15 protein-coding genes are annotated in these 21,773 nt (G+C 67.5%); 9 read left to right on the top strand and 6 right to left on the bottom strand.

Translation table 11 applies throughout. The features are described 5' to 3' along the window. Positions 1-29: 29 nt before the first annotated feature. A complete protein-coding gene (locus TFU_RS02875) occupies positions 30-761 on the bottom strand; it encodes an NUDIX hydrolase (RefSeq protein ID WP_011291023.1) in 732 nt (243 codons plus the stop codon). A 147-nt stretch (positions 762-908) separates the two neighbouring features. Between TFU_RS02875 and nadA the strand changes: the two genes are divergently transcribed. From nadA to TFU_RS02850, 5 genes are all read left to right on the top strand, one after another. Further along, a complete protein-coding gene (nadA, locus tag TFU_RS02870) occupies positions 909-1,907 on the top strand; it encodes a quinolinate synthase NadA (RefSeq protein WP_011291022.1) in 999 nt (332 codons plus the stop codon). Between the two features lie 216 nt (positions 1,908-2,123). Then, positions 2,124-3,557 carry an RNA polymerase sigma factor gene (locus TFU_RS02865; protein ID WP_011291021.1) on the top strand — a complete coding sequence of 478 codons (1,434 nt, stop codon included), beginning with the start codon at positions 2,124-2,126 and terminating at the stop codon, positions 3,555-3,557. A gap of 365 nt (positions 3,558-3,922) precedes the next feature. Beyond that, a complete protein-coding gene (locus TFU_RS02860) occupies positions 3,923-5,200 on the top strand; it encodes a glycosyltransferase family 4 protein (RefSeq protein WP_011291020.1) in 1,278 nt (425 codons plus the stop codon). 74 nt (positions 5,201-5,274) lie between these two features. Further along, positions 5,275-6,006 (top strand): class I SAM-dependent methyltransferase, encoded by a 732-nt coding sequence (locus TFU_RS02855; protein WP_011291019.1) that lies wholly within the window; start codon positions 5,275-5,277, stop codon positions 6,004-6,006. Continuing rightward, positions 6,003-7,097 carry a prenyltransferase gene (locus TFU_RS02850; protein ID WP_011291018.1) on the top strand — a complete coding sequence of 365 codons (1,095 nt, stop codon included), beginning with the start codon at positions 6,003-6,005 and terminating at the stop codon, positions 7,095-7,097. The genes TFU_RS02855 and TFU_RS02850 overlap by 4 nt, the downstream gene beginning before the upstream one ends. A gap of 61 nt (positions 7,098-7,158) precedes the next feature. Here the strand turns inward: TFU_RS02850 and TFU_RS02845 are convergent, their stop codons facing one another. The 4 genes from TFU_RS02845 to TFU_RS02830 all read right to left on the bottom strand — a co-directional run bounded on the left by TFU_RS02845 (position 7,159) and on the right by TFU_RS02830 (position 13,534). Beyond that, a complete protein-coding gene (locus TFU_RS02845) occupies positions 7,159-10,548 on the bottom strand; it encodes a transglycosylase domain-containing protein (RefSeq protein WP_011291017.1) in 3,390 nt (1,129 codons plus the stop codon). A 658-nt stretch (positions 10,549-11,206) separates the two neighbouring features. Next, a complete protein-coding gene (locus TFU_RS02840) occupies positions 11,207-11,827 on the bottom strand; it encodes a class I SAM-dependent methyltransferase (RefSeq protein ID WP_016188247.1) in 621 nt (206 codons plus the stop codon). 78 nt (positions 11,828-11,905) lie between these two features. Then, positions 11,906-13,081 (bottom strand): pyridoxal phosphate-dependent aminotransferase, encoded by a 1,176-nt coding sequence (locus TFU_RS02835; RefSeq protein WP_011291015.1) that lies wholly within the window; start codon positions 13,079-13,081, stop codon positions 11,906-11,908. A 72-nt stretch (positions 13,082-13,153) separates the two neighbouring features. After that, the gene (locus TFU_RS02830) at positions 13,154-13,534 is read right to left on the bottom strand and encodes a BlaI/MecI/CopY family transcriptional regulator (RefSeq protein ID WP_011291014.1); all 381 of its coding nucleotides are present in this window, start codon (positions 13,532-13,534) and stop codon (positions 13,154-13,156) included. Between the two features lie 878 nt (positions 13,535-14,412). Between TFU_RS02830 and TFU_RS02825 the strand changes: the two genes are divergently transcribed. From TFU_RS02825 to TFU_RS02815, 4 genes are all read left to right on the top strand, one after another. Further along, the gene (locus TFU_RS02825) at positions 14,413-18,057 is read left to right on the top strand and encodes a multifunctional oxoglutarate decarboxylase/oxoglutarate dehydrogenase thiamine pyrophosphate-binding subunit/dihydrolipoyllysine-residue succinyltransferase subunit (protein ID WP_011291013.1); all 3,645 of its coding nucleotides are present in this window, start codon (positions 14,413-14,415) and stop codon (positions 18,055-18,057) included. A 13-nt stretch (positions 18,058-18,070) separates the two neighbouring features. Next, on the top strand, positions 18,071-18,247 hold the full coding sequence (locus TFU_RS16150; RefSeq protein WP_011291012.1) for a DUF6104 family protein: 177 nt from the start codon (positions 18,071-18,073) through the stop codon (positions 18,245-18,247). Positions 18,248-18,450: 203 nt separating this feature from the next. After that, positions 18,451-19,305 (top strand): DUF4097 family beta strand repeat-containing protein, encoded by an 855-nt coding sequence (locus tag TFU_RS02820; RefSeq protein ID WP_011291011.1) that lies wholly within the window; start codon positions 18,451-18,453, stop codon positions 19,303-19,305. Beyond that, entirely contained in the window at positions 19,302-20,108 is an 807-nt protein-coding gene (locus TFU_RS02815; protein WP_011291010.1) for a PadR family transcriptional regulator, read from the top strand. The genes TFU_RS02820 and TFU_RS02815 overlap by 4 nt, the downstream gene beginning before the upstream one ends. A gap of 70 nt (positions 20,109-20,178) precedes the next feature. Here the strand turns inward: TFU_RS02815 and TFU_RS02810 are convergent, their stop codons facing one another. Continuing rightward, a complete protein-coding gene (locus tag TFU_RS02810; RefSeq protein WP_049754918.1) occupies positions 20,179-21,393 on the bottom strand; it encodes an NAD(P)-dependent malic enzyme in 1,215 nt (404 codons plus the stop codon). Between the last annotated feature and the right edge of the window lie 380 nt (positions 21,394-21,773).

The following is a 21,773-nucleotide window of genomic DNA, read 5'->3' as shown; positions in this document are numbered from 1 at the left end:
ACGCTTGGTGGGGGCGAGGCGTGGCGGGGTCACGTCGGCGGGCGGAGCACCGCGAAAGCGTCGGTGATCTCCAGCGTGCGGGTGCGGAAGCGGAAGAGTGCGGCTGGGCGGCCTCCGAGCCGTCCCGAGGGCACGCTTCTCCCGGTCTCTTCGATCTGCCCCCGGCGGAGCAGGATCCGCCGCAGGTTGGTGGCTGTGACGTCGTGCCCCAAGGCAGCCCGGTAGTAGCGGGAGAGCTCGGATATCGTGAATTCCGGTGGGGCGAGCGCGAATCCGATGTTGGTGTAGGAGAGTTTGGCGCGCAGCCGCTGCCGGGCCGCGCCCACCATGGCCGCATGGTCGAAGGCCATAGGCGGCAGGTCGGTCACCGGGAACCACTGGGTGTCGTCTGGAATGAGCGGGTCGATCCCGGCGGGTACGAGCCCTAGATAAGCGGTGGCCACCACGCGGCCGAGGGGGTGGCGGTTCGGGTCGCCCCAGGTTTGCAGCTGTTCCAAGTGGGCGAGTTCCCGCACGTCGACTTTTTGCGCGAGCTGGCGGCGGATCGACTCGCCGAGGCCTTCGGTGGCGCCGAGCCTGCCGCCGGGCAGTGCCCACAGCCCTTCGTAGGGGGGACGGCCGCGCTGCCAGATGAGGACGCAGAGGCGGTCCTGGCGGATCTGGAAGACAACAGCGAGCACCTCGTGGGCGGTCCCGGACGTGTTCTCAGTTGGGTGCCGCACCTGGGCGAGATTCGCGGGATCTGCTCCGACCCCGTCCATACTCCACCCCCGCTTCCTTTTGTCCATTGGGAATCATGTTAGGCTGCCTTGAGTTTTTGCCTATGAGACAAAAACTAGCCGACCCACCGGAACCCCACCTGCCCGAACGGGCAGTTCCCCGGTCCATCTGAAGGAAGAAGCACCGACATGGCAACGGTCACCACCTCCGCGGACACGATGACCCGACAGGAGTGGGCCGCCGAGGTCCGCCGCCTAGCGAAGGAACGCGACGCGGTCATCCTCGCGCACAACTACCAGCGCCCCGAAATCCAGGACGTCGCCGACTACACCGGTGACTCCCTGGCCCTCTCCCGCCTGGCAGCCACCGTTGAGGCGAGCACCATCGTTTTCTGCGGCGTGCACTTCATGGCGGAAACCGCCAAACTGCTCTCCCCGGAGAAAACCGTCCTGCTCCCCGACCCCGCGGCCGGGTGCTCCCTGGCGGACACGATCACCGCCGAAGACGTCCGGGCGTGGCGCGCCGAGCACCCCGACGCCGTCGCGGTCGCCTACGTCAACACCACCGCCGCGGTCAAAGCCGAGGTCGACATCTGCTGCACCTCCTCCAACGCGGCTGACGTCATCCGGTCCATCCCCGAAGACCGGGAGATCCTCTTCCTGCCCGACCAGTTCCTCGGCGCCCACGTCAAACGGGTCACCGGCCGGGACAACATCCACGTGTGGATGGGCGAATGCCACGTGCACGCCGGGATCGACGGCCACACCCTGCGGCAGCGGGTCGAAGCCGAGCCCGACGCCGAACTCTACGTGCACCCCGAATGCGGCTGCGCGACCTCGGCGCTCTACCTGGCTTCCTCCGGCATGGTGCCTGAAGAGCGGGTCAAAGTGCTCTCCACCGGAGGCATGCTGCGCGCCGCTGAGAAGACCACCGCACGCAAGGTCCTCATCGCGACCGAGACCGGCATGCTGCACCAGTTGCGCGCCGCCAACCCGTCGACCGTGTTCGAACCGGTGAACTCGCGCGCCGAGTGCCACTACATGAAGATGATCACCGCGGAAAAGCTGTTGGCGTCCCTGCGGGACGGGACCACGGAAATCACCGTTCCCGAGGATGTGGCAGCCCGGGCCCGCGCCTCGGTGGAGCGCATGATCGCGATCGGTTCACCGTCGCGCGGCGGCGAATAAAACCCTCCAGCCACGTGGGATCCGGTGGAAATCGTCCGGATCCCACTGGCTTTTCCGCAGCACTCCCCCACATCATCCTTTTTGGGCAAATATTCCACGGAACCAAGACAATGCCGCCCTTGTCCGCTACCGTCTCAAACAACCTTCAGTTTCCGCGGTTAGAGCCGGACCGTAACACCTGAAGGCGTGAGGGGAAACGATCCAAGCGGAGGGGCCTTGACAGCGCCGCAGAGACCGGAGCGTCAGCAGATCAGCGAAGACCACGCGTTCGCCCTGCTGCTGCGGCAGGGCGAAGGGTACGAACGGTGCTACGACGCTTTCGCACCCGCGCTCTACCGCTACTGCTGGACCCTGCTCGGCGCCGAGCAGGAGGATGCTGCGGCGGAAGCCGTCTACGAAACCTTCCTGGCTGCCGTCGAACTCCTCCCCCGCCTGTCCGATCCTGACCTGTTCCGGGCCTGGCTGTTCGCGCTCGCCCGGGCCGCCTGCGAGCGGCACGGATTCGCCGCGCAGCCCGCGTATGCGCACCTCACCGTCCACAGTGAGCAGCAGCCTTTCGTTGCCGCGCTGAGCGCCCTCCTCCCCAGCCAGCGGGAACTGCTGGAGCTCTCCCTGCGGCACGGGCTGACCCACACCCAGATCGCTGCCGTCCTGGGCCTCGACCCTGAAACGGTGAGCGACCTCTGCCGCTCCGCAGCCCAGCAGGCCGCAGACCTACTCACCGAGCAGCAGCCCGGCGGCAGTCCAGGATCCCGGTGGTTCATCGCGGACATTCCCCTGGTCGTGAGCTCTATCGCGCTGCCCGGCCCGCCGCGTTCCCTGCGCGCCCGAGTCATCGCCGACTGTTCGGACGCCACCGCAATCACGCGGCGGGAGCAGGCTGCTGCCCTGCTCTGCCCGCTCGGAGCCAACGGCTTCCCGCTGCCGGGGGCGCGCGGCGCGGAAGCGGAGGCAGCCGAGCCCGTCCAGGCCGACGCGGCCGTCCCCGCGGCCTCCGCATCTGAGGCGGACGCCTCCCCGGCTGCCGCCGAGCCCGAAACCACGGACAGCGCTATTGCGGGGGAGCCGCACCGGCTCTCCGGCTGGCTGGTTCCCGCCACCGCCGGTCTCGTCACCGCGCTGGTCGCATTCAGCCTGTGGGGCCTGGGCGCGTTCACGAACCGGCCCGGGAACGGAACCGCGGCCGGGACCCCGCCCCCGGTGGACGGGGTGAGTGTCGCCCCCATGTCCGATCACGTCCCCGCGAGCGCCGCCCCGGACACGGGCAAGGTGCCTTCCATCGAACTCACCGAGCCGACACTGGAGCCCACACCGGAAGAACCCGTCGAACCGGTGGCACCGGACAGCGTCGAGGACGACACTGCCGAACCCGCCGCCCCGCCAGCAGAGCCCGACCCAGCGCCTCCTGCCAGCGAAGACGCGGCAACGGTCGACCCTCCCGCGCCTGCTCCGCAGCAGCCTGCCCCGGCACCGCGCGAGGAACCGGCCAGTCAGCCCCAGCCTGCTCCCACGGCGCCTGCCGCCCCCGCGCCGGCACCGGCTCCCGCCCAGCCCGCCCAGGAAGACCCGCCGCCGCGCCGCCCGGGAAGCGGCGTGATCTCGCTCCTCGAAGGAGTCCTGGGGCTCCTCGGCTTGCACGGCAACCGCTGACGCGCCCGCATCTCCACGGGGGCGGCCTGGAGGTCCAGGCCGCCCCCGTGTGGCATGTGCGGGGTTCCTCCCGGAAAATCCCCGACAGTCGTCGCTCTGTGTGATCGAATGAATACGCTCGCCCCTGCGGCGGCCGGTGGTCCCGTACCCCCGGAAAAGATCCGCAAGCGAACTGGTGGGTAATATGCGAGGCGGGTGACGGACAGGTGGGTTATCAACAATGTCGGAACGAGAAGCAACCGCACCGCATCCCGAAACCGCCCGACGTCCCCGCTGCCCTGAGCGACTCCACCGCCATCGTGAGTACGCGGACCAGCCCGCTACCCGCGGGTTGACCCGCGCCTCCTCGCCTGTGATGGGTTCCCATGCCTCTTGACCGTCCTCTGCGCATTGCCCTGCTCTCCTACCGCAGCAAGCCCCACTGCGGCGGCCAAGGTGTCTACGTCCGGCACCTCTCCCGCGAACTCGCCGCGCTCGGACACCATGTGCGCGTCCTGTCCGGCCAGCCCTACCCCGTGCTCGACGACGGTGTCACCCTCGACCCGGTCCCCAGCCTGGACCTGTACAACGACGAGCACCCCTTCCAGGCGCCGCCGATGCGCGAATGGCGGGACTGGATCGACGCGCTGGAAGTCGCGACCATGTGGACCGCGGGCTTCCCGGAACCGCTCACCTTCTCCCTGCGCGCCTTCCGGGAACTGCGGGCCCGCCGCCACGAATTCGACGTGGTCCACGACAACCAGACACTGGGATACGGCCTCCTCGGCATTCAGGCGATCCTGCCCACCGTCACCACCATCCACCACCCGATCACCGTGGACCGCCGCATCGAACTGGAGTCCGCCACCGGCTGGCAGCGCTGGTCCAAACGCCGCTGGTACAGCTTCGTCACCATGCAGGGCCGGGTCGCCCGGCGGCTGCGGTCCATCCTGGTGCCCTCCCAGTCCTCTGCGGACGACGTGGCCCGCGAATTCCGGGTCCGCCCCTCGGTGATCAACGTGGTCCCGCTCGGGGTGGACACCAGAGTCTTCCACCCGCGCCCCGACATCACCCGCGTACCCGGCCGGATCGTCTGCGTGGCCAGCGCCGACAGTCCACTCAAAGGCGTCGCCGTCCTGCTGCGGGCCGTCGCCAAACTCGCCACCGAACGGGACATCGAACTGACGGTCGTCAGCAAACCCCAGCCGGGCGGCCCCACCGAACAGCTCGTCGACGAACTGTCGCTGCACGACCGTGTCACCTTCGTCAGCGGGATCGACGAGACCGAGCTCGCCTGCCTTCTCTCCAGCGCCCAGATCGCGGTGATCCCCTCGCTGTACGAAGGCTTCTCCCTGCCCGCAGTGGAAGCCATGGCCACGGCGACGCCGCTCGTCGCCAGCCGAGCGGGCGCCCTGCCCGAAGTGGTGGGAGACGACGGGGCAGGCCGCCTCGTCCCGCCTGGTGACGCGGAAGCGCTCGCCGCGGCCATCGCCGAACTGCTGGACAACGACGCGGCACGCGCCCGCATGAGCGAGGCCGCCTGGCGGCGCGTCCAGGAAAAGTTCACGTGGCGCACCGTGGCGGAGAACACGGCCCGCCACTACGCCGCCGCGCTCGACGCTGCGCAGCGCGGCCGGGCAGACCGCTCCGCCGCGGCCTCGTAGCCGGGGCCGGGGAACGCACCCCAGACGCGTGTGACGCAGAACACCGCAGGTACACCAACCCGAAGGAGCCTTCCCTGATCACCATCGACTTCACCCTGTTTCCTGTCGGCCCCGGTCACCGGGTTCTGGACCTGGGCTGCGGTGGCGGCCGGCACGCGTTCGAGGTCTACCGCCGGGGCGCCGACGTGGTGGCTTTCGACCAGAACGCGGAAGACCTGGCTGCGGTCTCCGCCATGTTCGCCGCCATGCGCGCCGAAGGAGAAGCCCCCGCTGAGGCCACCGCCGAGACGGTGCGCGGGGACGCGCTCGCCATGCCCTTCGACGACAACACGTTCGACCGGGTCATCGCGGCCGAGATCATGGAGCACATCCCGCACGACACCGCTGCCATGGCCGAGATGTACCGGGTCCTCCGCCCCGGGGGGATCGCCGTCGTCACCGTGCCGAGCTGGTTCCCGGAGCGGATCTGCTGGGCGCTGTCCGAGGAGTACCACACCGTCGAAGGCGGCCACATCCGCATCTACACGCGTGCGGAACTGGAAGCCAAACTCAAAGCCACGGGGTTCATCATCGGCCCGCACCACCACGCGCACGCCCTGCACTCCCCCTACTGGTGGCTCAAATGCGCGGTGGGCACCACCAACGACTCCCACCCGCTCGTCCGCGCCTACCACAACCTTCTGGTGTGGGACATGCTCAAAGCCCCCCGCATCACCCGGGTCACCGAACGCCTCCTCAACCCGCTGATCGGCAAAAGCGTCGTGGTCTACCTGCGTAAACCCCGGAATGATGGGGACACCGGATGAACCGGCACGACCTTCCCGAGCTGCCGGGTGTCCTCCGGGCCGACGAGATCGCGCGCAGCGCCGCCTACCTGCTCCACGCCCAGGAGCCTTCGGGGGCGATCCCGTGGTTCCCCGGCGGGCACCTCGACGTGTGGGACCACATCGAATGCGCCATGGCGCTGTCCACCGTCGGCCACTACACGGCAGCGGTGCGCGCCTACGACTGGTTGGCGGCAGTGCAGCACCCGGACGGGTCCTGGCCCGCAAAACTGCGGCAAGGCACTGTCGTCAACCCGCTGCGGGAAGCCAACCACGCCTCCTACCTGGCCGTCGGCGTCTGGCACCACTTCCTGGTCACCGGGGATGACGCGTTCCTCGAACGGCTCTGGCCCACCGTGCGTGCCGGGATCGGTTTCGTGCTCGGCCTGCGCACCGAACGCGGCGAGATCCTCTGGGCGCGGGACGCCGACGGGTCCCCCGGCGACCACGCGCTGCTCACCGCTTGCGCGAGCATCCACCATGCGCTGCGCTGCGCAATCGCGCTCGCCGACCACTTGGACCACCCCCAGCCGGACTGGGAGCTGGCTGCTGCCCGCCTCGCCCACCTGATCTGCGAACACGAAACCGTGTTCGCTGACCGCAGCCGCTATTCCATGGACTGGTACTACCCGATCCTCGGCGGGGCGATGCGCGGCGCCCGAGCGGAGAAACGTATCGCGGAGCGCTGGGACACGTTCGTCGTCCCCGGCCTCGGCATCCGCTGTGTCAGCGACCAGCCGTGGGTGACAGGGGCTGAAACATCCGAACTGGTGCTCGCCCTGGCAGCGATCGGCAGCCGGGACCGCGGTGCTGAACTGCTCGCCTCGATCCAGCACCTCCGCGACCCGGACGACGGCGCCTACTGGACGGGCTACCAGTTCGTCGAAGACGTGCGGTGGCCGGTGGAACGCAGCACGTGGACGACGGCGGCGGTCATCCTGGCGGTGGACGCCTTGTGCGGGGCCACGCCGGGCTCCCAGGTCTTCACCCGTATCCCCAGGGCTGCGGAGCAGAGCGCCGAAGGGTGCTGCGACCAGCCGGTCGTGCTCCCCGCGGAAGCCGGTCTCGCCTAGCCGCTGACCTGACGTGAAAGGGTGGGGGCCGCCCCACTGTCGAGACGGCCCCCACCCCTGATCAGCCTGACGGAGGTAGCCCCCCTCCTGGGAAACCAGGATCCGGGCCTCCCGGCTCGGGCACCACGGGTTCCGGAACAACCGGTTCGGGCACCACAGGCTCAGGCACCACAGGTTCGGGAGCCGGTTGCGGTACTTCAGGCTCGGGCGCCGGGTTCAGGCCGTCCTGGTTCGGGCCCTGGTCCTGCGGGGTGTCCGCAGGCGTGCTCGGCTCCGGCTGGGGCGCCCAGTTCTGCGCGGATCCGCCGAACGAGGGCGACGGGAAGTCCTCCACCGGCTTGTCCGCCAGCGCCTTCTGCATGAACGTGCGCCACACGGTCGCCGGGAGCGTACCGCCGGACAGGGTGCCCCAGCCCGGCACGTAGAACCTCTGGTTGTCGCCGCTGTAGATGCCCACCGCGGCAGACAATTGCGGGGTGTAGCCGACGAACCAGGCGGCCACGCTTCCGTCGGTGGTCCCGGTCTTGCCCGCTGCCGGACGCCCAATGTTGGCGGCCGTTCCGGTACCGGAGGTGATCACCTGGCGCATTGCGTAGGTGGCGTCTGCTGCCTGCTCCTTGGTGAGCACCCGGTTGCGTTTCGGCTCGGGGCGTTCCTCTTCACCTTCCTTGTTGATGATGGAAGCGACCACGTGGGTCTCGATGTGTTCGCCGCCGTTGGCGAAAGTCGCGTAGCCGCCCGCCTGGTCGGTGGGGCTCACACTGTTGGCGCCCAACGGCAGCACCGGCACCAGGTCGATGCTTCCTTCGGGCAGCCCCATGGCGTAGGCGGTTTCCGCGACCTTCTCCAGTCCGACCCGCTGAGCGAGGTCGATGTAGCCGAGGTTGTTGGAGACCGCGGTGGCCTGGATGAGGTTCATCGGACCACCGGGGGCGTTGCCCGCGTTCTGGATCCGCGTGCCGTTGATGTACCGGGGGCCGCGGCCGTCCACCACCGTGTGCAGGCTCAACCCTTCCTTGAGGGCTGCGGCCAGCACGTACGGCTTCATCGCCGACCCTGCCTGCGCGGTGCCGAGGAACGCGCTGTCGTACTGGTTCTCGAAGTAGTCCTCTCCGCCATAGAAGGCCAGCACCCCGCCGGTCTTCGGATCGACCACGCTGAGCCCGACCCGCACCCCTTCGGGGAGGTCGTCGATGGGCACGGTCTCCTGCACGGCTTCGTAGGCCAGCTCCATCAGCTTGGGGTCGAAGGTGGTGTGGATCTCGTAGCCACCCCGGTTGATGTTGTCCTCGGTGTAGCCGAGCTCCTCCAGCTCCTTCATGGCCTGCTGGAACATGTAGCCCTTGTAGCCGCTGAGGTCGATGTTGTCCTGCGGCCGTTCCGGCAGGGGTTTGGGGAACTTGTACTCTGCCGCCTCGGCTTCAGTGATCGACCCCATGTCCACCAGGCCGTTGACCACGTACTGCCAGCGGCTCTCCATCTCAGGAGTGGTGTCGCTGTCCGCGAAGCCGAACTTGGTGGGCTGCTGGATGGCTGCGGCGAGGAACGCCGCCTCATCCGGCGTGAGGTCGCCGACATCCTTGTCGTAGTAGGCTTCCGCGGCCGCCTGGATGCCGTAGGCGTTCCGTCCGAAGTAGATGGTGTTGAGGTACTGCTCCAGGATCCACTCCTTGCTCTGGGAGCGGTCGACCTTGAGCGCGATGATGATCTCCTTGAGTTTGCGCTCGATGGTCTGCTCCTGGCTGAGCCCTTCGTAGTAGTTGCGGACGAACTGCTGGGTGATGGTGGATCCGCCCTGGAGCTGCTTTCCAGTGACGGTGGACCACACCGCACGCGCCGTACCGGTGATGGACACGCCCGGCTCGTCCCAGAACCCGCGGTTCTCCGCGGAGAGGATGGCGTTCTGGACGTGCTCGGGAACCTCGTCGAGGGAGACCGGTTTACGGTTGACGCCGCGTTCGGTGAGGACTGATCCGTCGGCGTAGTAGAAGATGGAGCCCTGCGCAGTCGCGTCGGCCTGGGCTGCGTCGGGGACCTCGAACATCGAGTAGGCGTAGGCGAATGCGCCGGTCACCAGCCCCACGAGCAGCACGATGACGATCAGTCCGGCGCGGGTGATCCGCCACCACAACGGTTTCTTCCGCTTGGTTTTCTTCGCTGGTGCCTTCTTCTCCGCGGGGCCGCTGGAGTGCGAGGTTCCCGACGGGGCGGTGGGGGGAGGCGGACTGGCGGGTCCCACACCGCCTGCGGCAGCAGCCGACTTCCGGAACCGCGGACGGAGGGGGCGCTTCCGGAGCCGCGATTTCAGGTTCTCGCGGAGGACCGCGGTGGTTTCGAGCTTGGTGCTCTCGGAGGGGTCGGTCGTGGAGGGTGCGGCCTGGCTCTGCGCTGCCTCTACCGGGGAGAGCTGGACCGTGGTCTCTTCGCCGCTGCCGTGACCGGTGGGGGTGACGGGGCTGATCCGTTCGGTGGTCTCCTCCGCATCCACCGTGGCAGAGGAGGCTGGCACATCAAGCCGTTCCGTGGCCTCGTCGTCTCCCGCTCGTGCAGCAGACGGACTGAGCCGTTCGGTGGTCTCCTCCGCATCCACCGCACCTACCGGGGCTATCTGCACCGTGGCCTCATCAAGACCACCAGAATCGCCGCCCACAGCATCAGCCGGGCGGAGCTGCTCCGTCGCCTCCTCCGCATCCACCGCGGTAGAGGAGGCTGGCACATCAAGCCGTTCCGTGGCCTCGTCGTCTCCCGCTCGTGCAGCAGACGGACTGAGCCGCTCCGTGGTCTCTTCGTCGTCCGCCGCGGCCGACGACGGCAGGTTGATCTGTTCGGTGGCTTCGTCGTCTGCCCCGGGGCCGGAGGAGGACGGCGGGCTGAGCCGTTCAGTGGTCCCTTCCTCGTCCACCGCAGACGCATCCGCCGCATCTGTCGGGGTTATCTGCACCGTGGCCTCATCAAGACCACCAGAATCGCCGCCCACAGCATCAGCCGGGCGGAGCTGCTCCGTCGCCTCCTCGTCCTCCTCTGCACCAGCCGCAGCCGCTGCAGCCTGGTCGGTGTCCTCGGCGGGAGACGCGGTCCCGGCATGCGTGTCTGCGTCCTGGGCCTGCTGGCCGTCTGCTCCGCTACTGGCTGCGGAGTCCGCGGTCTGGTCTCCGGCGTCGTCGAGATCGATCCCGTACTCTTCGGCCAGGCTGCGGGCAACCTTGTCTCTAAAGAAACTGCCGCTGTCTTTGAACGCGCTGGCCTCGAGGTAAGGGGATTCCCCAGCGGAAGCGAACCATTCGGGTTCGCTCCCGTCGTCGACATCGTCAGCACGAGCGTCAACGCCAGACTCGTCGACGCTCACATCGTCGTTCGTTACGGAAGAATCGGCGACAGTCGCTTCCTCGGTCTCAGGGCGCGGAGTGGTGTCGCCTCTACTGCTCTCGCTCAGTTCGTCGCCCCCTGGCATCGTCGCTCCCACACATTGCAAGCGCTAACGGTTTGACGCGCAGACGGGGGCGATGGGTTCACGAAAGGGTCGTTTTGAGACAGGCGTTACTGGGGGCCGCCTGCTCCCTCACGCCTTACGATACCGGCCCTTACTGACGGACCCGCCCCCCGTCCGCTCCTGCGGACTTCCGGGGATGTGCTTATGGTCAGGTCGAAGAAAATCCGGGCTCCTGTAGGACAGGAAGCGACACCTCACCTCTCATACAGTGCATCGTCGGCAAGTGCACGAAGTCACCGTGCTCTGTTCTCATTGGCCCACCAGCCCAAGCGTTCAACGGTTTCCCTCACCCGTCCGTGAGCAGCGTGCTGGTCCGGCGCAGTGAACAGGTGCTGCTGCGGAAGGTCTCACCCGGATGGTACGTAAACCCTAGGACGAAGCACGGTGGAGGTGGTCAGCCGTTCTCGTCCCCGCCACGGTCTTAGCGTCAGCGCCCTCAGCGCGGCCCGTGTCCCGGCCACGCGGCTTCTTCTTCCCAGCGCCGCACGCACGGACGAGACGTGCGCCTGGTGCACTTTTGTGTATACCACCGCAGACTCCCCCAGTTGCGGGAGAAATCTTGCAGAAATCCATTCCGGGGCGGAGTGCCGTGCCCGGTTTCTTCCCGCTGGGACGCCTGTCACCGTTTGCGGCGCAGGACGCGCAAGGAACCGTGGGCTCGTTCTTCGACGAACTCTCCCGACTCCAGCGCCCGCCGGTAGATGTGATAGGGCGGCCGTCCCCCGTCTGCAGGGTTAGGGAACACGTCGTGGATGACTAGGGCTCCGCCGACGCATACGTGCGGACTCCAGCCGGTGTAGTCGGCTTGGGCGGCTTCTTCCGTGTGGCTCCCGTCGATGAAGACCATGCCGAGCGGGGTGTTCCACAGGCGCGCGACCGCAGCGGAGTGGCCCACGATCGCGATCACGTGGTCTTCCAGGTCAGCCGCGGCCATGGTTTCCCGGAAGGCGCCCAGCGTGTCCAGTTTGCCGGTCGTGGGGTTCACGAGGGAGGGGTCGTGGTATTCCCAGCCGACCTGGTGTTCCTCGGAGCCGTGGTGGTGATCCACGGTGATCACGACCCCGCCGACCTGTTGGACGGCTGCGCCGAGGAACACGGTGGACTTCCCGCAGTAGGTGCCGATTTCCAGCACGGGTCCTAGGGGCGCGTAGGCGAGCGCGGTCTCGTACAGGACCAGTCCTTCATCGGTGGGCATGAAGCCTTTGGTGTTCTCGGCCACGCGCAGGAGGTGGTCGGGCATGGGTGTGGTCACGGCGATCCTCCCGTTGTTGTCAACCGTTCCCGGGGAGCACTGCTGGTGCTCCTTTGAGCGGGTACGCTACCGGTCGCCCCATGCGCGGAGCCGAGCGGCTGCCTCGTCCAGCACGTCGTCGCGTTTGCAGAAAGCAAACCGGACCAGGTGGCGGCCGTGGCGTTCGTCGGCGTAGAAGACCTGAGCCGGTATGGCCACGACCCCGGCGCGGCGGGCAAGGGTGCGGACGAAGGTGAGGCCGTCGTCGTAGCCGAGCGGGCGGATGTCCGCCATCACGAAATAGGTGCCCTGGGGCGGGTGCACCTGGAATCCTGCGGCAGCCAATCCGGCCACTAACCGGTCGCGTTTGGCGTGGAGTGCGTCGCGCTGCTCGGAGACCCAGTCCATGCCGTGGCGCAGCGCGGTGGCGACCGCGAGCTGTTGGGCGCCGTTGGCGGTGAAGGTGAGGTACTGGTTGACCGTGGCCACGGCACGCACCAGGGGTTCGGGTCCGGTGACCCAGCCGATCTTCCACCCGGTGACGGAGAAGGTCTTCCCTGCTGAGGAGACGCTCAGGGTGCGCTCGGCCATGCCGGGGAGGGCGGCGAGCGGCAGGTGGGGTGTCCCGTCGAAGGTCAGGTGCTCGTAGACCTCGTCGGTGACGGCGACGAGGTCGTTCTCTCGGCACAGCCGGGCGATCCACGCCAGCTCGTCGGCGGTGAACACGGTGCCGGTGGGGTTGTGCGGGGTGTTGACGATGATCGCCCGAGTGCGGGGGGTGATCGCGGCGGCCAGTTCGTCCGGGTCGAAGGTGTACCTGCCGTTGTCGGGGGACGGCCGGAGCGTAACCGGGCGGCGCACTCCGTGGGCGAGCGCGATCACCGCGGAGTAGGAGTCGTACATGGGCTCGAACAGCACCACTTCGTCGCCCGGTTCGACGAGGGCGAGGATGCTCGCCGCAATGCCCGCGGTGGCTCCAACAGTGATGTACACCTCGGTTGCGGGGTCGTAGGCAAGGCCGTAGCGCTCTTGCCGGTCCGCGGCGATGGCGGTGCGGAGTTCTTCCCGCCCGTACCCGGGGGGATACTGGTTGACGCCTTCGGTGAGGTACCGGGCGGCTTCCGCGAGGAGGAAGGGCGGCCCGTCCGTGTCCGGGAAGCCCTGCCCCAGGTTGATCGCGCCGGTGTGCTCTGCAAGCCGCGTCATCTCAGCGAAGATGGTCTCGCCGAATGCGGCCATCCGCGCTACTAGGGGTTCACTCACGGCCTTACCTTAATCCGCTTTCCTCCGTTTCCGGAGAGGACCGTGAGGTTTTCTGCTATCCCGCACGGGAGTTTATGAGGCGATCCCCCGCCGTATTCGCATTTCTGAGAGCGCTTCGTGCAGGCGGGTCATCTCTTCGTCGCTGAACTGTTCGATGAGACGGATCATGGTGGCCCCGCGGTCTCCTCCGGAGTGCAGTACTTCGCTCATGATGCGCGCTGTGTGCTCCTCACGGCTTTCCCGGGGCTGGTACCGCCATGCTCTCCCCACTTTCTCGCGGTCCAGGATCCCCTTGTTGACGAGGATGTTCGCGACGGTCATGACGGTCGTGTAGGCGATATTCCTCCGGTAGGTCATGGTTTCGCGTATTTCGCGCACGGAAAGCGGACGGTCCGCTTTCCACAGGGCGTCCATAATGGCGGATTCCAACTCACCGAATTCTCGTATCTTCATGCCCCCACCTCCGTGGCAGCATGCTAAGAGCGGAGCCCTCTCAAGTAGGGGGAAACGCAGCGAAACACACCGATCCGTGCTTTTCTTTCGGGCACCACTGCCGTTTTCACCGTGCTGCCGGGATCTCTCCGGTGTTTTCGTGACCGAGCAACCCGTTTTCGTCGTCTCCGCAAGGTGGAGGTGGTGGACCGCCGGGCCAGGGCGACGACTGCGCTGCCGGGGTGGTGCGGGCTGCACCGCAGACGTGGGCGGGGCGCAGGGCCGATGGTGTCGCGTCGGGGATGAACCACCGCGCGATGTTCCGCCGTTGTTTGCGGGATGCGGATTGTGGGACGATCGTCGCGGCTCGATAGGGCGGGCAGCGCACTGTCCGCGGTCCGGCATGCGCTGTCGGGCAGCGCATCCGAGAAAGAGGGTCTTTATCCGGGTTTCCCGGATGCTTCTGCTGCCCGGCTCCGTCCCGAATCCAGGGTTTCCCGGCCGGCGAGGACACTCTTCTGGCAGCGGAGGCGGGCTCGCGCAGAGGCTGATCCGACCAGCTCTTCCACCCTGTGCAAAAATGTGAATCAGATCACAGATTAGCCGCCATTAGAGGCGGGGATCCTGGACACAACGCCGCCCGAATCCGCTCCCCGCACGTGGCTGCTGACCTGTCCATCTGGGGCTACCCTTGATTTGTGAATAAATGTTAGGTATATCCCAGCGTGGCACCCTGCTAGAGGTGCCGTAGGCGCCTCTGGCAAAGTAGCCTGTTACCACGAGACGGTCTGCTGGGCATGCCCTAGTGCAGTCATACGGAGTACAGCCACATCCCTCTGACTGGACACCCGTCTCACCACCCATACACAAACGAGCTGCGGAAGAGGGCGATCTCCGCCGTGTCGTCTGAGGCGTCTCAACCCCTGACAGATTTCGGCCCCAACGAGTGGCTGGTCGACGAGCTTCACCGAAAGTACCTCGCCGATCCCAACTCAGTTGATAAGGCATGGTGGAATTTCTTCGCGGACTACAAGTCCGGAACCGCCGCCGACGGGTCAACCTCCCCTGCTAAGAGCACCGTAGCCGGCAACGGTGCTGGCGGCGCGGTCAGAGCCGCGGCATCGAAGGCGGCCGCCCGGCCCGCCACAGCCACCACCCCCGACGGCTCTGACGATGCACTCGCGGTGTCCCAGGAACGGCTGCGTGGTGCATCGGCCCGTACCGCCGCGAACATGGAGTCCAGCCTCACCCTGCCTACCGCCACAAGCGTGCGCGCGGTGCCGGTGAAACTCCTGTTCGACAACCGCATCGTGATCAACAACCACCTGCGGCGCGCACGGGGAGGCAAAGTCTCCTTCACCCACCTGATCGGCTACGCCATGGTCAAGGCGCTGGAGTCGGTCCCGGTGATGAACTACTCCTACACCGAGATCGACGGCAAGCCCGCCGTGGCCAAGCCCAAGCACGTCAACTTCGGGCTGGCGATCGACCTCGCCAAACCGGACGGCTCCCGGCAGCTTGTGGTGCCGAACATCAAAGCTGCCGACACCATGAACTTCAAGGAGTTCTGGTCCGCCTGCGAGGAGCTTGTCCGCAAGGCGCGCAGCAACAAGCTGACCGTGGCCGACTTCCAGGGCACCACTATCACCCTGACCAACCCGGGCGGTATCGGCACGGTGCACTCGGTGCCGCGGCTGATGCCGGGCCAGGGCACCATCCTGGGCGTGGGTGCTATGGAGTACCCGGCCGAGTTCCAGGGCGCTTCTCCGGCGACCTTGAACGAGCTCGCCGTCAGCAAGGTCATGACTCTGACCTCCACCTACGACCACCGCATCATCCAGGGGGCGGAGTCCGGAGAGTTCCTGCGGCGGATCCACCAGCTGCTGCTCGGCGAGGACGGCTTCTACGACGAGATCTTCGAGTCGCTGCGCATCCCCTACGAGCCGGTCCGCTGGGTGCAGGACATCTCGGTTAACCGGGACAACCAGCTTGACAAGGCCACCCGCGTCCAGGAGCTCATCCACGCCTACCGGGTGCGCGGCCACCTGATGGCCGACACGGACCCGCTGGAGTACAAGCAGCGCCGCCACCCCGACCTGGACGTCCTCGAGCACGGCCTCACCCTGTGGGACCTGGACCGCGAGTTCCCCACCGGAGGCTTCGGCGGCAAGCCGGTGATGAAGCTCCGCGAGATCCTGGGGATCCTGCGGGACAGCTACTGCCGCACCGTGGGCATTGAGTACATGCACATCCAAAGCCCTGAGGAGCGGGAGTGGATCCAGGCCCGGGTGGAGCGGGAGCCGGAGAAGCTCAGCCGGGAAGAGCAACTGCACATCCTGAAGCTGCTCAACAGCGCTGAGGCGTTCGAGACCTTCCTGCAGACCAAGTACGTGGGCCAGAAGCGCTTCTCCCTGGAGGGCGGAGAATCGCTGATCCCGCTGCTGGACGGGGTGATCACCAAGGCGGCTCGAGCCCAGTTGGACGAGGTCGTCATCGGTATGGCCCACCGCGGCCGCCTCAACGTGCTGGCCAACATCTGCGGCAAGTCCTACGCGCAGATCTTCGGCGAGTTCGAAGGCAACCTCGACCCGCGCAGCGCCCACGGTTCGGGTGACGTCAAGTACCACCTCGGTACCGAGGGCACCTTCACCACGATCACCGGCGAGAAGATCGCGATCAGCCTGGCGGCCAACCCGAGCCACCTGGAGACGGTCAACCCGGTCGCCGAAGGTATCGTGCGGGCCAAGCAGGACATCCTCAACAAGGGGGCCACGGGCTTCACGGTCCTGCCGATCCTGATCCACGGCGACGCCGCGTTCGCGGGCCAGGGTGTGGTCGCCGAGACCCTCAACCTGTCGCAGCTCCGCGGCTACCGCACCGGCGGCACCATCCACATCATCGTCAACAACCAGGTCGGGTTCACGACCTCGCCCAAGGACAGCCGCTCCAGCGTGTACGCGACGGACGTGGCCCGCATGGTGCAGGCGCCGATCTTCCACGTCAACGGGGACGACCCGGAGGCTGTGGTGCGGGTGGCACGGCTGGCGTTCGCCTACCGCCAGGAGTTCAACAAGGATGTCGTCATCGACCTGGTCTGCTACCGGCGGCGCGGGCACAACGAGGCGGACAACCCCTCGTTCACCCAGCCGCTGATGTACGACATCATCGACGCCAAGCGGTCCACCCGGAAGCTGTACACCGAGGCGCTGATCGGCCGCGGCGACATCACGCTGGAGGAGGCCGAGGAGGCGCTGCGCGACTACCAGGAGCAGTTGGAGCGCGCTTTCGCCGAGACCCGCGAGGCCGCCAAGAAGCCGATCGAACCGGGTTCGGTCATCAAGCCCGAGGTGTTCACCGAGGCCCCGATCGACCACTCCGCGACCCCGACCGCGGTCAGCGAAGAGGTCATCAAGCGGGTGGCAGAGACCCAGGTCACGTTCCCCGAGGGCTTCACCGTGCATCCGCGGCTGCTGCCGCAACTGCAGCGGCGGGTCCGCATGGTCGAGGAGAACGCGATCGACTGGGCGATGGCCGAGACGCTGGCGTTCGGTTCGCTGCTGATCGACGGCCACCCGGTGCGCCTGGTCGGCCAGGACAGCCGCCGCGGTACGTTCGGCCAGCGGCACGCCGTCCTCGTGGACCGCAAGACGGGCGAGGAGTACACCCCGCTCAAGGTCTTCGACCGGGGCACCGCCAAGTTCCACGTGCACGACTCGCTGCTGAGCGAGTACGCGGCCCTGGGCTTCGAGTACGGCTACTCCTTGGAGCGTCCGGACGCCCTGGTGGCCTGGGAGGCCCAGTTCGGTGACTTCGTCAACGGCGCCCAGACCGTCATCGACGAGTACATCAGCTCGGGCGAGCAGAAGTGGGGCCAGAAGTCGAGCGTGACCCTGCTGCTGCCGCACGGCTACGAGGGCCAGGGGCCGGACCACTCCTCGGCGCGCATCGAGCGTTTCCTGCAACTGTGCGCGCAGGAGAACATGACGGTCACCATCCCGACCACGCCGGCGAACTACTTCCACTTGCTGCGCTGGCAGGTGAAGTCGCCGTACCGGCGCCCGCTGATCGTGTTCACGCCCAAGTCGATGCTGCGGCACAAGGCGGCCGTGTCGGCGGTGTCGGAGTTCACCTCCGGATCGTTCCGTCCGCTCATCCCGGACACCAGCGGCATCGCTCCGGAGGACGTGCGGCGGGTGATCCTGTGCGCGGGCAAGATCTACTACGAGCTGGACGCGGCCCGGAAGCGGACCGGTGACCAGCACACCGCGATCATCCGGGTGGAGCGGCTCTACCCGCTGCCGATCGACGAGATCCGCCAGCAGCTCCGGTCGTTCCCCAACGCGGGCGAGGTGCTGTGGGTGCAGGAGGAGCCGGCGAACATGGGGCCGTGGCCGTTTGTGGCGCTGGTCTTCGCCGAGCAGCTCGACCGTCCGTTCACCCGGATCTCGCGTTCGGCGAGCTCCTCTCCTGCCACGGGTTCCGCCAAGCGGCACGAGGTGGAGCAGCAGGCCCTGGTGAACACGGTCTTCCCGCCGACCGAGTAGAGGCGAGGTACCGATGTACTTCACCGATCGCGGTATCGAGGAGTTGGAGAAGCGCCGCGGTGAGGAGGAAGTCACGTTGGCGTGGCTCGCCGAGCAACTGCGCATCTTCACCGACTTGAACCCGGAGTTCGAGACCGCTGTTGACCGGCTGGCCACGTGGCTGGCCCGCAGCGACGAAGACGACGAGTAGCGCGACATCGTCGACGTAAGGCCCCGGACCGACTCGGCCGGGGCCTTACGTGTTCCCGGGCTCATGCGGGTAGTTCCGAAGCCGGGGTAGGGAGCTCCCTGAGGGCGGGTCAGGGAACCCCCTGGTATTTCACGACATATCTTGAGAGCACCGCCATCGCGACATATCGTGTTTTCAGAGACGCCGATGAGAAGGGGACCGCGATGGCACGGTGGACCATCGACCGACCAACCACACATACCTTGGACGGGATCGTGGCCCTGCGGGTACGCGTCGTCGGCGGCCACGTCAACATCCTGCCCACCGACGACCCGGCGACCTTCGAGATCTCCGAAATCTCCGGGGAGCCGCTCCTCGTCTCGCACGAAGCCGGGATCCTCACCATCACCTACGCCGACCTGACCCGGGACGGGCTCCTGGAACGGCTGCGCCCCATCCAGTTGGGCAGCTACCGTGGCCTGCCGCGGCGCAGCGCCACCATCAACCTCCGCATTCCCCGCGACTGCCCGGTCGAGGTCACCGCGGCCACCGCCTCGATCGTGGTGGCCCAACTGACCGCGAAAACCCAGATCCGCAACGGTTCCGGAGACATCACCCTGGACGGGGTAGGCGGGGACACGGAGATCAACACGGTCTCCGGAGATGTGGAGGCCCGCAACCTCACTGGCCGGCTCGGCTACAAGAGCGTCAGCGGCGACCTGGAGATCGCGGGCGGCCAGCTTTCCGAACTGTCTGCCAAAACCGCTTCGGGGGAACTCCTCGCCGACATCGACCTGGCTCCTGCAGCCCGGGTCACTCTGGGAAGCATCTCCGGTGAGATCGCGCTCCGGGTGCCGGCCGACACCTCGGCCACGGTCGAGCTGCGCTCCGCCACCGGGCGCCTGGACTCCGCGTTCGGCCTGGACCGGCAGAGCACGCGCGGATTCACCCGGCTCAGCGGAACGATCGGCCCGGGGATCGACCCCGCCACGATCACCACGACCACTGTCTCCGGCGCCACCTCGCTGCTGCGCCGGGCTGCCGACACGCCAGCCGCGATCCCGAAGGGGGACGCATGACCACCATCTTCGGCCACGGCCGACTCCGCCTGTACCTGTTGAAACTGCTGGACGAAAGCCCCCGGCACGGCTACGAGATCATCAGCCTGCTGCGGGACCGGTTCCTGGGGATCTACTCGCCGTCGCCCGGAACCATCTACCCGCGCCTGGCCCGCCTCGAAGAGGAAGGGCTCGTGACCCACGAAGAGGTCAACGGGCGCAAGGTCTACCGGCTCACCGACAAGGGCCGCGCAGAACTGCGGGAACGGGAACGGGACCTCGAAGACCTGGAACGGCAGATCACCGAATCGGTGCGGGACATCGCCCAGGCGGTCCAGCGCGACGTCCGCGACACCATCAGCCACCTGCGCGAAGAGCTGAAGGCCACCGCCCAGCACACGCGGCGGAGCCGCTCGGAGCGGCAGGAGAGCGCGAAGACCGGTGCCGACGACGTCTGGAGCCGGGCCGCTGACGAGCAGGAGGAGCGCCGGGACAGGGAGCGCGAGCACGGGTTTGCGTGGAACCGCGAGTGGGAGAAGTTCGCCCACACCTTCGGCTGGGTCTGGCCCAAAGGGCCTAAGGACCGCGCCGCAGGCAGCGGGTTCGAACGGATCCTGCACGACTTCACCCACCGGGTCCGCGACATCATCCGCGAAACCGGCGGGATCAGCGAGGCCGCGATCGCGGACCTGCGCCGCATCCTGGACGAGACGCTCGACATCATCCGCCGCGACGCTGCCCGCTGGGGACCCCCGCCGACGGACTCTGCGTCGCGCGCCACAGACAACGCGGACAAGGAGCAGACACCGCGCAGCACGGAGTGAGCCGCGCCGGCGCGGGAACGGCCCTGAGGGATTGCCTCAGGGCCGCACGCTCTCTCCTCCGGCCCTCCGGTTAGGCCCGGGCCACGCCGTCCTTGCGGGCCTGGTCGGCCACTGCGGCAGCCACCGCCGGGACGACCCGCTCGTCGAACGGCTTGGGGATGATGTAGTCGGGGGCGAGATCGTCGCCCACCAAGTCGGCCAGCGCGGTGGCCGCCGCGAGCTTCATGTTCTCGGTGATCTGCGTGGCCCGCACGTCCAGGGCCCCGCGGAAGACACCCGGGAAGGCGAGCACGTTGTTGATCTGGTTCGGGAAGTCGCTGCGCCCGGTCGCCACGACCGCCGCGTACTTGCGGGCCACATCGGGGTGGACCTCAGGGTTGGGGTTGGCCATCGCGCAGATGATGGCGTTGTCGGCCATGGTGGCGACGACCTCCTCGGGCACTTCGCCCGCGGACAGGCCCACGAACACGTCTGCTCCGGCCAGCGCGGACTCGATGGAACCCTGCAGACCGGCCTTGTTGCTGATGGCCGCCAGTTCCGCCTTGTACTTGTTGAGCCCGGGCCGCCCCTCGTAGATCAGGCCCTTGCTGTCGGCCACCGCGATGTCGCCGATCCCGCCCCGGATCAGCATGCGGGAGACCGCGATCCCGGACGCCCCTGCGCCGGAGACAACCGCGCGCAGGTCGCTGAGTTCGCGGCCGGTGACCCGGGCCGCGTTGCGGATCGCGGCCAGCGCCACGATGGCCGTACCGTGCTGGTCGTCGTGGAAGACCGGGATGTCGAGTCGCTCCCGCAGCCTCTGTTCGATCTCGAAGCAGCGGGGCGCGGAGATGTCCTCCAGGTTGATGCCGCCGAAGGACGGGGCCATGCGGACCACCGTCTCGACAATCTCGTCGACGTCAGTGCACGCGAGCGCGATAGGCACCGAGTCGATCCCGGCGAACTGCTTGAACAGCAGCGACTTGCCCTCCATGACGGGCAGGGAAGCCTCCGGGCCGATGTCCCCCAAGCCGAGCACGGCCGTACCGTCGGTGACGACGGCGACAACGTTGTTCTTCCAGGTGTAGGTATCCGCCAGCTCTGGGGTGTCCGCGATGGCGGTGCAGACACGCGCCACACCCGGGGTGTAGGCCAGGGACAGGCTCTTTTGGTCGTTGACCTCAACGGTGGAGCGGACTTCCAGCTTGCCCCCGCGGTGGAGAGCAAATGCGGGATCGTCGTCAAGCCGGGAACTGCGGTCGCTGGTCACGTAGAAACCCCTCAATGAATCCGTGCGCGTCCCCATCCACGTTGACGGGGACAGTGTGCGATGGGAAGCAGCGAGCGGAGAGGGTCGAAGATGCGGTTTGTGGGACACGTCCACACCGATCGGCTTGATCGGTTGCGGCGGTCAGACTCTCCGCAACGGTTGTGCGGAAGCGCTGCCAGCGGTACGGGGGGTGGCCCGTGGCTTCATCATCTCACAACGGTGTCCCGGAGACCTATGCCAGGAGGGGACCATTGATATCTCTCACCCCACAAGTGGGCTTTGCACCGGGTGCACCTTAGGTCCGCGTCCGCCCCGGAACCGCCTGGTGGCAAGGGCATCGGGGCATTCTGCGGGAGAACGCTCGGGTATCGTGTCCCAGCGTGATTTTCTTGTGCCGCGCCGCCCGCCCCGTCGTG

It is taken from the genome of Thermobifida fusca YX (genome assembly GCF_000012405.1).
GTDB lineage: Bacteria > Actinomycetota > Actinomycetes > Streptosporangiales > Streptosporangiaceae > Thermobifida > Thermobifida fusca.
Note: the sequence above shows the minus strand (reverse complement) of the source record. Positions and strands in the feature narration are given on the sequence as shown.